Genomic DNA, 12,694 nt, shown 5'->3' on the forward strand with positions numbered 1-12,694 from the left:
AAGGAGTGTGCTTGATGGTACATAAAGTTACGAAAGGGGATTTGCGTGGGACAGCTTCTGGTGTTTTATTCATGGCGTTTTTCGGTACTCTATGGGCGTATACAGGTGTGATGGGGCTGCAAGGTTGGGGAAGCCCCTGGTTGTTAACCGCTGCTTTAGCAATCGGAATGGTGTTAGTCATCGGCGGCTTCTCATTGATTTCGGCGTCGAAGGGGTTTCCCCAAGGGGCATCCACCCACAGTGGGAATGACGGCATGAGGATGTGGTTTAACATCATTTTCGCCGGGGAGGGGATAGCAATCGGAATTGCCATTGCAGTGTGCAATGCCGTTGGACACACGGAAAATATTCCGATCGTCATTGCCGTTATCGTCGGACTTCATTTTCTACCATTGGCCCAACTATTCCGGGTCAGGATTTATTATTACACGGGCATTTTACTATGTGTGGTTCCTATAATTACCTGGCTTTTCATACCAGAGACCATGACGTTAAGTGATCATGAGATGAATGCCTACATGTCTGTTGTCGGACTAGGATCTGCATTGATTCTGTGGGTGACGAGCCTTGCCATCTGGATGACAGGCAGAAGATTGATGGGTCTTGCAGCAGATCAGTTGTCAAATGATTTAACGTACTAAAGTGAAACATCCCTGCTTGCGGAGAAGCCAATCTTGAGGTTGTATATATTATCAGTCGTCGGTTACCTTGCCTTTTCTCTGTACTTCTGGGTGAATCCAAGCTTGAAGAATTTGAATAAGCCTTTAAGCGTCCGATTTGAAGAATCGTGATTGATCAGGTTTCCCATTTCGGGAAGCCTTTTTTAAAAGTGAAAAAAGGGGTGAAAGGATGGAAGCATGGGAAAGAAAGTTACTGCATACAGCACGGGGATTATTTGAAGTTTTCATCAAGGGAGAAGGAGATCCTCTATGTGTCACCCACCATTATTCCGAATTCAATGAGACGGGGGACTATTTCGCAGAGACGTTCACTGGGACCAACCGGGTCTTCTTGACTAACTTACGGGAAGCAGGAGGCTCTGGCAAAGCACATGAATCCTATCAGTTGAGTATGCTGGAAACCATATTTGACCTCGAGGCGATCCGGGAAGCATTAGGGTTACTTCATTGGGGATTTGCCGGGCATTCTGCTGGTGGGATGTTAGGGATCCTTTACGGAATTCACTTCTCAAAAAGTCTGGATTTCTCAGTGATTGTCGGAGGTGCTGCGAGGGAGTATATGACCTTCTCGGTGGACTGCATATACAACGAAGCGCATCCGGATTACGTAAGGATGCAGGAACTGATTGAGGCATTGAAACAACCGGACTTACCACTTGAAAAAAGAAAAGAGCTATCAGTGGAAAGGACAAAGTTGTCTTTACATAAACCTGAAAGATATAGTGAGCTATTTTCCCTCGACATTCATAAAGGGATGTCGGCAGCGCGAATGAACTTCTTTATCCGCGAACTGCAAATATATGATGTGACGAGAAAGCTGGAGTTTATTGGGGTGCCGACGTTAATCATGTGTGGCCGCTTTGATGTGCAATGTCCATTGAAGTACTCAATTGAAATGGCTGAAGGGATACCCGATTCCAGACTGATCATCTTCGAGAGGAGTAATCACTATCCGTTTCTTGAGGAAGCAGTGCGGTTCAAAGAGGAGTTCGGGTTGTTTTTGAAGCAAGGGGGACGCTGATGGAAGAAATCAGAACAAAGTCCATTCACCCCAAGATTAGAAAACTATTATCCTATGCAACTTCTGTAGAAAAAGTTGACGAGGAATATGATCTGTACATCCATTCCATCAAACGGAAATTATATGGGTTTACGGCTGGAGATGAAATGGTCGGATGTATAGGAGTTGAATTCCAGAATGAGGGAGAGTGTGAAATAAAGCATGTAGCCGTGATGCCGAAACACCGGGGCATGGGGATAGGCCATAAGATGATCGATAATCTCGTCCATTGCACTAGGATCACTGCTGAAACGGATCAGGATGCAGTGGTATTTTATAAGAAACTTGGGTTTGATATTACGAGTTTGGGTGAGAAATATCCTGGGGTTGAGCGGTTTAGGTGTGTGCTGGAAAAGATAAAGTGTGGCCATCTGGTAAGATCCCACTTTTATAAAAAACAAATCCCCTATTAAAATCGTTCAATTTCAATAGGGGAATGGGAATTATTTTTCTAAATCAATGACAATCGGTTCAAGTTCAATTTCTGTATGACCTTCCCCCGACCCGAGACTGGCAATTTCAATGGGTTGGATGATGAGTCGGCTGGCTCCATCCTGGATGGTTCCGAACTCTGTTGTCCCTTCGTATGTTTTTCCGTTATCTGTTGAGAAACCGCCACCGCCCGTTCCGTCCATATATACATGACCCAGGTCGTCGGTCACTTTGAAGACGGGTGAAACCTCAGGCCACTCCTCGAGCAGATTGTCCGTCGCCACTTGTTTGTATGCAATGACGGTTGATACATCGGTGAACTCAACAGATTTCAACGTGAAGGTTACATCTTTACTCTGAACCGTTTCATTGATTAGCTGCAGGTCGCCTTCCAGCCGTTTTAATGAGAAGGCGAAAGACCAGTCTCCTTTGACTTCTGTATCATTGGACGTACTATAAAGAGTCTCTGGTTCCCACGTGATTTCCACCTTTTCCGGAAAGTGCCCGCCTTTAAAGCTAGGAGTGATGGAAGACAATCCGACATAGCGGGTAGGGCTGATCTTGGTGAGTTGACTGCTTCCGCCGCTTCCGTTCGCACCCTTAACGTCAAACCAATTCCCTCCGCTGTGTATGTCTTCCCCGAAGTCTTTGTCTGTTTCGATGGCATAGGATATTTTGATATTCGTGCCGTCATAAACGGCGTTATCAATCAGGATGGTCACACCATTACTTGTCTGGGTAAGTCCGATATCTGTCGAGTAGTCTTCAAACTCTTTGTATGGCTCATCAGTAAAATAGCGTATGACATCGTCCATGAACGGGAGCTGTGTGGCAAAAGACGGATACGCAAAACTTGCCGCTGTGGAGAGGCCGATCAGCATAACCGATGCGACGGCCATATTCCTCCAAACAGTTGTCTTTTTCCTATTGTTTAATACATGTTGTTTAACGCGCTTTTTTTCCAATTCGGTCACTTCTTCGAGTTCAAGTGAATCTATATCTAAATCCATCCATTCCTTCATGCTCATACCAGCCGCTCCTTTAATTTCACATTCGTCGCTAATTTTTTCTTTCCGCGGTATAACCGGTTATCCACAGCCGCTTTCGAAAGATGTAATTGATCCGCAATTTCCATATTGGATAAATCTAAATAATACTTCATCATGAAAATATCCCGGTCCAATTCCTCCAGCTGACTGATCGCTGCCAATAATTCGTTTTTTTCTTCCCGATGCAATATGGATATATCGGTTCCGGGAGTACTTGATTTTTTAAGGAGGGATTCGTCCTGCTGTTCACGGGCGTTCCGTTTTTCAGCCTGCCGGTATCGGTCGATTGCCTTGTATTTCGTGATCATCCCAATCCACTTTCTGAAATCTTCAGACTCTCCTTTAAACTGATGGGCGTTTTGCCAGACGGTCAGGAAGACATCGTTGATACATTCATCGACGTCCAGCCGATTTTGATTGTGTAGGATTTTTGTAGCGATAGTTTTCACAAGCTGCATGTAAGTATCAATGATATACTCCAATGCATCCTCTTTTTTCTTTTTTAATCTTTTGATGAAATTGGTCGGTGAACTTTTCATTTGATTCGCTCCTTATATGGTTGAAAGGCCTTTACACTATGTACAACGAATGGATGTGGAAGTTATTCTCATGTAAGTTGAAATTCTTTTTTGACTTATTCCAGTATACAATTAAGGCAGGGGTCAGAGATGGGTGATTTTGTCATTTGACGCAATGATCGATGGGAATGACGCAATCACGACTAAATCTGAAGACGATGCCCCTATAATACCTGTCAAAGAGGGAATCAAACGGCTATTTTAAAACCATCCCGAACAAAATCAAACAAAAAAACCCGCCACCCGGCAGGTTCACAGTAGACTACTCTTAATCATCCTCATACTTCAACTCCAACGTAATCTGCGTGGTCGTATAAAAGTACATTTCCTTCACTTTCAGCCGGAAATTCTTATCATTCAGCTTCACGGTTTTGTTTTCAATGATTTTCTTGATGAGCTCTTTATTCCCGTACACGGTTTCTAAGTCCTTGGTCAAAAGGCTCCGTAAATCTTCACTCAGTTTGTCCTCGGTTTCATGGATGCTGAGCAGCTCCACTTTTGTCTTGGTCGTGTTGATGATCTTGATTTTCACTTCTTGGATAACCAGTTCATTTTCGTTTTCCTGATTCAGCTGCTTATATTCTTCCTGTAAGTAGGACAGGGTGTTCTTCAATTTACTGATTTCATTTTTCTGTTCTTCAATCTTAAGGGCCTGTTTTTCATGCATGGTGCCGAACATGAAGAGGAAGATCATCCAGCTGATGATGCCTCCCACGACCATTCCGGCGAAGAACCGCTGCCAGGAAGGGAGCCGGTAGAAAGGGGGGATCCTCATGACGGCATATGTTCCTGGGTCAGCCAGGTAATAATCATCGCAGCGGTATTGGCCCCTCCGAGTGCAGACAAGATCCACAGGAATTGTTTGAAGAGTTCTTTTGTTTCCCCGTTCAGGAAGCCTTTTTCAAAGCTGTATACTGTATCGAATGTGCCGCCGATCGCTGCGATGATGGCCCAGATCCGCAGGAAATCGGATAGTCGTCTCATTTCAATGAATAGGGGCTGCCCCATGGCAAACGAGGCAAGTCCCCCGAGCAGTGATCCACCGAGCAGTACCCCCATAGCGATAAAGAAGCTTTTGAATAATTCCGGAAAGAAAGCTTCCGCCATTTCATCATCTCCATCTATTACGTGTCTTTACGATAACTATATGGGATTCGGGGACAAGATATGAGGGAGAACATATTTTCTTTTTTTCGGTTTCTTACCTATAATAAAGGTATATTGAAAAAAAGGTTGTGCATAACATGTCATTTGTTCATTTACAAATAGCGAGTGCCTATAGTCTCTTGTCTAGCACGATATCGATAAATGGACTTGTACATAAAGCGAAAGAATCAGGATATAAGGCGCTTGCCTTGACCGATAAAAATATGATGTATTCCGCGATCCCTTTTTATAAGGCGTGTGTAAAAGAAAACATCCAACCGATCATCGGATTGACCGCAGATATTGCCTCAGAGGAAGGCTCCCATCCCCTTGTTCTCCTTGTAAAAAATCAGACGGGCTATCAGAATCTATTAAAAATCTCGAGTGCCATCGGGGCAAAGTCGAAAGAAGGATTACCGCTTAAGTGGCTCTCTTCCTACAGTAAGGGATTGATCGCCATCTCTCCAGGCGTCAAGGGTGAGATCGAAAACCTCTTATTGAATGATGAAAAAGAAAAAGCGAAGGAATGTATCCGCACCTATCAACAGATGTTCGGTCGGGATTCCTTTTATTTGAGCATTCAAAAGCACGGCATTGCCTCTGAAGATACCCTTATCCCTTTACTGCAGGAGGTGGCGGAAGAGACCGGTACGGAAATGATCGCGACGAATGATGTGCAGTACCTGGAGCAGAAAGATCATTTTGCCCATGAGTGTATGGCTGCGATCAGGGACGGGGTGAAATTGGCTGAGGATGATCGGGACGTCCTCGGGTCACAGGAGTATTATTTCAAGAACAAGGATCAGATGGTGGAGCTATTCTCTGATCATGTGGAGGCACTGGAAAATACGATGAAGATTGCCGACCGCTGCCATCTGACCATTCCTTTCCATCAACAGCTCCTTCCGAAATATCCTCTGCCTGAAGGAGTCACCGCCCTCGAGGAATTGACCCATCTTTGCGAAAAAGGGTTAAGTGAGCGGGTGGAAACCGTTTCCGATGAGTATATCGAACGGTTGGATTATGAGCTTGAAGTCATCGGCAGGATGGGGTTCAGCGACTACTTCCTGATCGTATGGGATTTCATGAAATACGCGAAGGACAAAAAGATCCTGACCGGACCGGGACGTGGGTCGGCAGCAGGTTCCCTCGTGTCCTACGCCCTCCGGATCACGGACGTGGATCCCCTGGAGCACCATCTGCTGTTTGAACGATTCCTGAACCCTGAACGGGTCTCTATGCCGGATATCGACATCGATTTCCCGGATCATCGGCGCGACGAAGTGATCGAATATGTGGAAGGGAAGTACGGCAGCCTGCATGTTGCTCAGATCATCACGTTCGGGACGTTTGCAGCGAAAGCGGCCCTCCGTGATACGGGTCGTGTGTTCGGACTCAATATGAAGGAGCAGGAGCAGGTCTCGAAGCTGGTTCCGAATCAGCTTGGGATCACATTAAAGGAAGCGTATGAAAAGTCGAAGGGCTTCCGAGAATTTGTGACGGGCTCTGATCATTATAAAAAGTTGTTTCAGACGGCCCTTAAACTGGAAGGACTTCCGAGACACACCTCCACCCATGCGGCGGGAGTGGTGATGAGTGAAGCACCTTTAGTGCAGTGGGTACCGATCCAGGGGAGTTCATCTGGTATTCATCTGACTCAGTATTCTATGGATATTTTAGAAGAAATCGGATTGTTGAAGATGGATTTCCTCGGACTTCGCAATCTGAGTATATTGGAAAGAATCGTGAAGAACGTTGAAATCGGGACCGGAAAACCGTTTGCCATCGAGTCGATCCCAATGAATGATGCCAAAACGTTCGAGCTGCTCACTAAAGGGCAGACGAATGGGATCTTCCAGCTGGAATCGGAGGGGATGCGGAACGTACTGAAAAGGCTCAAACCCAATTCCTTTGAAGACATCGTGGCGGTGAACGCCTTATACCGTCCGGGACCGATGGAGAACATCCCGATGTATATCAATCGTAAACATGGGAAAGAACAGGTGGAATATCCTCATCCCGATTTGAAACCGATCCTTGAAATGACGTATGGAGTCATTGTGTATCAGGAGCAGATCATGCAGATCGCTTCGAAAATGGCCGGATTTTCCCTCGGAGAAGCGGATCTCCTCAGGCGGGCCGTTTCCAAGAAGAAAAAGGATGTCCTCGATCAGGAGCGGGAGCATTTCGTTTCTGGTTCGATCCGTAAAGGCTACAGGGAAGAGGTCGCCCATACGATTTATGATTTGATCGTCCGCTTCGCCGATTACGGTTTCAACCGGTCACATGCCGTTGCGTACAGCATGATCGCCTATCAGCTCGCTTACCTGAAAGCACACTATCCTGCGTTTTTCTTATCATCTCTCCTGACGTCCGTCGTTGGGAATGAAACGAAGGTGGCTCAGTATATACGGGAGGCGACGCAGTATGACATTGAAATTCTGCCTCCTTCCATCAATCGCAGCCAGTTTGTTTTTACAGTAGAAGGAAAGAATGTGATCCGCTATAGCATCGGGGCGATTAAAGGAATCGGGGCTGCGGCTCTAAAGGAAATCATCCGTGCGAGAAAGGAAAAGCCATTTCAGGATCTGTTCGATTTCTGCATGAGGGTGTCTTCGAAAACGATCAATCGGAAGATCTTAGAGAATCTTGTGCTCTCCGGGGCGTTTGATGAATTCGGGATCGACCGCGCTACCTTGCTTGCAAGCCTCGATGTGGCAGCCCAGCATGCAGAGCTTGTGAATCCTGATGACGATCCTGACCTGTTCCATGAAGAAGAGGCGTTTATGCTAAAGCCTAAATATGTGGAAGTGGATGACATGACCATCGATACGAAGCTTCAGTTTGAGAAACAGGTACTTGGACTATACTTATCGGATCACCCGGTTTCTTCATACCGTCCTTTATTTGAAAATCTTGGATTGCAGCAAATAGCCGATCTTCAAAAAGGCTCGAAAATGTCACTCGGCGGTTATATTACCGGGATGAAATCGATCCGGACCAAAAAAGGGGAAGTGATGGCTTTTCTTGAAATCGGGGACGAAAGCGGTGAGATGGAAGCCGTCGTGTTTCCGAATGTGTACAAACATAATATGCCGCTACTCAAAGAAGGGAATATTCTCCTATTCGGGGGCAATGTAGAAGACCGCAACGATAAGCTGCAATTCATCGTGAACCAGCTGGAAACGATGGAAGACGTTCAGGCAAGAGTGAAAGAGAGCAGCCAGAAGCTCTATTTAAAAATCGCCGCAGGTCAGGATGAAGAAGCTTGTATGGAGGGAATCCATAGAGCCATTAACCGGTTCAAAGGGAAGAATCCGGTCATCGTCTACTACGAGCAAGCCAAAAAGAGTATAAGACTTCCGGATCATCTCCGCATAAGTCCTTCACAGGAGGCTCTTAGGGAATTTTACCGAATTCTTGGTGAGTCAAATGTGATATTGCAATAACATACTTTACTAAAACCATAATTTATATTATTGTTTAATAGAAAAAGGTGGTCTGACCACCTCTGAACTTATTATTTTATTTATCCATTTTTACATTTAGAAGAGTCGTCACAAGCACGATTCGATCCATAGCATGTAAAAGAATCAGAAGGAGTGAGTCAATTTGTCATTACGCGAAGAAGCTCTGCATATGCATCGAGTGAATAAAGGGAAGTTAGAGTCGAAATCCAAGGTGGAAGTCCGAAATGCGGATGACTTGAGCTTAGCTTACTCCCCCGGGGTGGCGGAACCCTGTAAGGTGATCTATGACAAGCCTGAAACCGTCTATGATTACACGATGAAAGGGAATATGGTCGCGGTTGTTTCCGATGGTACGGCTGTTCTGGGTCTTGGGAATATCGGACCTGAAGCGGCTCTTCCCGTCATGGAAGGAAAGGCGGTACTATTCAAGAGTTTTGCAGGAGTCGACGCATTCCCGATCTGTTTGAACACAACAGATGTGGACAAGATCGTTGAAACCGTCAAGCTCCTTGAGCCGACATTCGGTGGCGTGAACCTTGAAGATATCGCCGCTCCGAATTGCTTTGAAATTGAAGAACGCCTGAAGAAAGAAACGAATATCCCTGTTTTCCATGATGATCAGCATGGGACGGCGATCGTCACTGTGGCGGGACTTGTGAACGCTCTCAAAATTGTCGGGAAGAAAATGTCCGAAATCAAAGTCGTGGCAAATGGCGCAGGTGCTGCGGGTATGGCCATTATTAAGCTTCTCTACCGGTACGGTGTAAGGGACATCATCATGTGTGATTCCAAGGGTGCGATTTATGAAGGGCGTCCTGAAGGGATGAACTCTACGAAAGACGAAGTGGCGAAATTTACGAACCGTGATCATATCAAGGGCGGCTTAGGTGAAGTATTGAAGGATGCCGACGTATTCATCGGTGTATCTGTTGCCGGTGCCCTGACGGAAGAGATGGTTTCCTCCATGAAACAGGATCCGATCATCTTTGCCATGGCGAACCCGGTTCCTGAAATCATGCCGGAGCTTGCCAAAGCAGCGGGAGCCAAAGTGATTGGTACAGGTCGATCTGATTTTCCTAACCAGGTGAACAATGTTCTTGCCTTCCCTGGGATCTTCAGGGGCGCACTGGACGTACGTGCAACCCACATCAATGAAAAAATGAAGCAGGCTGCCGTTGAAGCGATTGCTTCTTTGATCACAGAAGACGAACTGAACGCGGACTATGTCATTCCGGCGCCATTCGATAAGCGTGTCGCTCCAGCCGTTGCTGCTGCTGTGGCCAAGACAGCGATGGAAACAGGGGTTGCCCGCTTAAAGGTGGACCCGGAAGAAATCCGTAAGAAAACAGAAGATTTAGCAGTCATCGGGAAGAGTGAATGATGACAGAAGTGAACTCTCTCCAAACTCACGCTAAGGTATATATTGGAATTGTTCACCAGCTGAGAGAAATGATATCAAAGGACTGTCTGAAGCCGGGAGATAAGATCCCGTCAGAGAGAGAGCTGTCAGAGCGCCTTAATGTGGGGCGCTCTTCGGTGAGGGAAGCACTCCGGGCCCTTGAACTGTTAGGGCTGATTGAAACCCGCAGAGGGGAAGGTACCTTTCTGCGTGATTTTAGGGACCATCATCTGATCGACCTTCTTGGCATGTTCATCCTCCAGGACGACATGGCTCAGGAAGACATCCTTCAGACAAAGATGATGATTGAAAAAGAGGCACTGAAAGCTTTGTATTTAGAAAAGAAGAAAACAGATTCCCTGCATGTGAGTGTTTCAGAATGCGAGAATCTGGACGACGTGTTCAGGGAGATCGTCATGATGAGTTCGAATTACTTATCTCAACGGATCTGGAATATCCTGAATGATTTCGAAACGTTGATCTGTGGTGAGAAGAAGCTCACTGCACCGATGAGGGAAGAATTGATCACAATGCTTAACGGCATCGCTCAACAGGAGAAAGAGACTGTGCAAGAGACGTATAGAAGGGTTAGGAAAATTGTCGATGAAGACGCGACAATTTCCAACATCTTTTTTTAAACACTTCCATTAAACTGATAGTCAAGCAGTTAATGCACTTACTATAGAGAAGCGAATGGGCAGCTGTCATGTAAGGGAATATTCCCCCGCTGAAGCAAGCTAGTGTCATTCGGTAAGGAGGTTTCACCTTGCTAAAGGAACTTTTTAACAAATCAAAAAAGGAAAAGAAAAAATATGCAACGATTCCTTCTGAAGCGGCCAAACATGACGTTCCGGAAGGCATCATGACAAAATGTCCTGATTGCAAAAAAATCATGTACACAAAAGAACTTCAAAAAAACTTAAAGGTGTGCATCCATTGTGGTTATCACCATGGCATGAGCTCACCGGAGAGGGTCGATAGTTTTATAGATGAGGGTACATTCAAGGAGCTTGATCAAGACCTGACTTCGGGTAACCCGCTGAATTTCCCTGACTATGAAAGTAAAGTGGAAAAAGACCGTAAGAAGACGGGCATGAACGAAGCCGTTCTGACAGGTTCAGGAAAGGTTAATGGAGTGGAAGTCGTGACAGCTATCATGGATTCCCGTTTCCGGATGGGAAGCATGGGATCGGTGGTAGGAGAAAAAATCACGAGAGCCATTGAAGAGGCCGATAAACGGAAGGTACCGTTCATCATCTTCACGGCTTCAGGCGGGGCGCGGATGCAGGAAGGTGTCCTTTCCTTGATGCAAATGGCGAAGACCAGTGTAGCGTTGAGACGTCTGAGCGATAACGGAGGGCTCTTCATCTCGATCATGACCCATCCGACGACAGGCGGAGTATCCGCAAGTTTCGCATCCGTCGGGGATTATAACTTTGCGGAGCCCGGGGCACTGATTGGATTCGCAGGCAGAAGGATCATCGAGCAGACAATCCGTGAAGACCTGCCGGAGGACTTCCAGACATCCGAATTTTTATTAAAACATGGACAACTTGACGGAGTCATCTCGAGACTCGAGTTGAAAGAGAAAATCGGGACAATACTTGATATACATCAGTGGGACGGTGATCTGCCATGGTAAATGAGATGGAATTTGAAAAGCCAGTATACGAACTCAAGAAGAAAATTGCCGAACTGAAGGAGTTCACCCAGAATTCGGACGTCGATTTATCGAAGGAAATCGAGAAGCTTGAGAACCGTCTCACAAAGCTTCAAAATGATATCTACGAAAACATGAAGCCATGGGAAAGGGTCCAGGTGGCCCGTCATCCGGAGCGTCCGACGACTCTGGATTATATCAAGTATCTCTTCGCGGACTTCATTGAAATGCACGGAGACCGTCTGTATGGGGATGACGAAGCGATTGTTTCAGGAGTCGGGAAGTTTCACGATGTTCCTGTGACGATCATCGGTCACCAACGAGGGAAAGATACGAAAGAAAACATTCGCCGGAACTTCGGGATGCCACATCCTGAAGGGTACCGAAAAGCTTTACGCTTGATGAAACAGGCGGACAAGTTCAATCGTCCGATCATCTGCTTCATCGATACAAAGGGTGCGTATCCCGGGAAAGCGGCAGAAGAACGCGGGCAGAGTGAAGCCATTGCACGGAATCTTGTGGAGATGGCCGGCCTCACGGTTCCCGTCATCTGCGTCGTTATCGGTGAAGGCGGTAGTGGCGGAGCATTGGCCCTAGGAGTGGGAAATCATATTCATATGCTTGAAAACTCCACCTACTCCGTCATCTCACCTGAAGGGGCAGCGGCCATCCTCTGGAAGGATTCCACCCAGGCGAAACGCGCGGCTGAATCCATGAAGATCACGGCTCCCGATCTAAAGGAGCTTGGGATCATCGATGACATCATCACGGAAGTAAAAGGCGGAGCCCATAAAGATGTCGAGGAACAGGCGAAATATATCGACGAGGTCCTTAAGAGCTCGCTGAAAGAGTTGGTTCCGATGAAAAAGGACGAGCTCATCCAACATCGTTATGAAAAATTCAAGACGATGGGTGAATATTCGGTTTTAAATGATCTTATCGGGGTAAAATCATAACAAACGATGGACTGACAAATAGGAGATACCATTTGTCAGTCTTTTTCATTCACTCTTCCTTAATCCTACCCGGATAAAGGGCATTGTGACGATATTTTGAAGGTTTTAACAATTAAAACGCTTCCATTTAATAGATTATTTCGTCTTTTGCTTTTCACCCTAGTAACTTGTTGAGAACCTTGAACCTTCGTGTTATTTTAGAAATAATCCAAAGTCTATTGGTCCATAATAATGTAATGAATGAAAACTGGAATTTTCCTTTTC

At 46.0% G+C, this 12,694-nt stretch carries 12 protein-coding genes; 8 read left to right on the forward strand and 4 right to left on the reverse strand.

Annotation, left to right across the window (positions count from 1 at the left end; translation table 11 throughout):
- The first annotated feature begins 14 nt into the window (after window positions 1-14).
- The 3 genes from ATG71_RS10970 to ATG71_RS10980 all read left to right on the forward strand — a co-directional run bounded on the left by ATG71_RS10970 (window position 15) and on the right by ATG71_RS10980 (window position 2,153).
- The gene (locus ATG71_RS10970; protein WP_098439639.1) at window positions 15-641 is read left to right on the forward strand and encodes a DUF7010 family protein; all 627 of its coding nucleotides are present in this window, start codon (window positions 15-17) and stop codon (window positions 639-641) included.
- Between the two features lie 208 nt (window positions 642-849).
- Window positions 850-1,701 carry an alpha/beta fold hydrolase gene (locus ATG71_RS10975; RefSeq protein WP_098439640.1) on the forward strand — a complete coding sequence of 284 codons (852 nt, stop codon included), beginning with the start codon at window positions 850-852 and terminating at the stop codon, window positions 1,699-1,701.
- The gene (locus tag ATG71_RS10980) at window positions 1,701-2,153 is read left to right on the forward strand and encodes a GNAT family N-acetyltransferase (RefSeq protein WP_098439641.1); all 453 of its coding nucleotides are present in this window, start codon (window positions 1,701-1,703) and stop codon (window positions 2,151-2,153) included. Before ATG71_RS10975 ends, ATG71_RS10980 begins: the two co-directional genes overlap by 1 nt.
- Window positions 2,154-2,183: 30 nt before the next feature.
- On the opposite strand, the gene ATG71_RS10985 is transcribed toward ATG71_RS10980, so the two are convergent.
- From ATG71_RS10985 to ytrH, 4 genes are all read right to left on the reverse strand, one after another.
- A complete protein-coding gene (locus tag ATG71_RS10985) occupies window positions 2,184-3,200 on the reverse strand; it encodes a DUF4179 domain-containing protein (RefSeq protein WP_098439642.1) in 1,017 nt (338 codons plus the stop codon).
- Window positions 3,197-3,760 carry a sigma-70 family RNA polymerase sigma factor gene (locus ATG71_RS10990; RefSeq protein WP_098439643.1) on the reverse strand — a complete coding sequence of 188 codons (564 nt, stop codon included), beginning with the start codon at window positions 3,758-3,760 and terminating at the stop codon, window positions 3,197-3,199. Before ATG71_RS10990 ends, ATG71_RS10985 begins: the two co-directional genes overlap by 4 nt.
- A 307-nt stretch (window positions 3,761-4,067) precedes the next feature.
- The gene (ytrI, locus tag ATG71_RS10995; protein WP_098439644.1) at window positions 4,068-4,574 is read right to left on the reverse strand and encodes a sporulation membrane protein YtrI; all 507 of its coding nucleotides are present in this window, start codon (window positions 4,572-4,574) and stop codon (window positions 4,068-4,070) included.
- Window positions 4,571-4,906, reverse strand: coding sequence for a sporulation membrane protein YtrH (gene ytrH, locus ATG71_RS11000; RefSeq protein WP_034756917.1), 336 nt, complete (start codon window positions 4,904-4,906; stop codon window positions 4,571-4,573). The genes ytrI and ytrH overlap by 4 nt, the downstream gene beginning before the upstream one ends.
- Before the next feature lie 137 nt (window positions 4,907-5,043).
- Here ytrH and dnaE point away from each other — a divergent pair, with 137 nt between their 5' ends.
- The 5 genes from dnaE (at window position 5,044) to accA (ending at window position 12,430) form a co-directional block, all read left to right on the forward strand.
- On the forward strand, window positions 5,044-8,394 hold the full coding sequence (gene dnaE, locus ATG71_RS11005; RefSeq protein ID WP_098439645.1) for a DNA polymerase III subunit alpha: 3,351 nt from the start codon (window positions 5,044-5,046) through the stop codon (window positions 8,392-8,394).
- Window positions 8,395-8,557: 163 nt separating this feature from the next.
- Window positions 8,558-9,796 carry an NADP-dependent malic enzyme gene (ystJ, locus tag ATG71_RS11010; protein ID WP_079532813.1) on the forward strand — a complete coding sequence of 413 codons (1,239 nt, stop codon included), beginning with the start codon at window positions 8,558-8,560 and terminating at the stop codon, window positions 9,794-9,796.
- A complete protein-coding gene (locus ATG71_RS11015) occupies window positions 9,793-10,452 on the forward strand; it encodes a FadR/GntR family transcriptional regulator (RefSeq protein ID WP_179886517.1) in 660 nt (219 codons plus the stop codon). Before ystJ ends, ATG71_RS11015 begins: the two co-directional genes overlap by 4 nt.
- A 128-nt stretch (window positions 10,453-10,580) precedes the next feature.
- On the forward strand, window positions 10,581-11,456 hold the full coding sequence (gene accD / locus ATG71_RS11020) for an acetyl-CoA carboxylase, carboxyltransferase subunit beta (protein WP_098439646.1): 876 nt from the start codon (window positions 10,581-10,583) through the stop codon (window positions 11,454-11,456).
- Window positions 11,450-12,430 carry an acetyl-CoA carboxylase carboxyl transferase subunit alpha gene (accA, locus tag ATG71_RS11025; protein WP_098439647.1) on the forward strand — a complete coding sequence of 327 codons (981 nt, stop codon included), beginning with the start codon at window positions 11,450-11,452 and terminating at the stop codon, window positions 12,428-12,430. Before accD ends, accA begins: the two co-directional genes overlap by 7 nt.
- The last annotated feature ends 264 nt before the right edge of the window (window positions 12,431-12,694 follow it).

The organism is Bacillus sp. es.034, assembly GCF_002563655.1.
Classification (GTDB): Bacteria; Bacillota; Bacilli; order Bacillales; family Bacillaceae_B; genus Rossellomorea.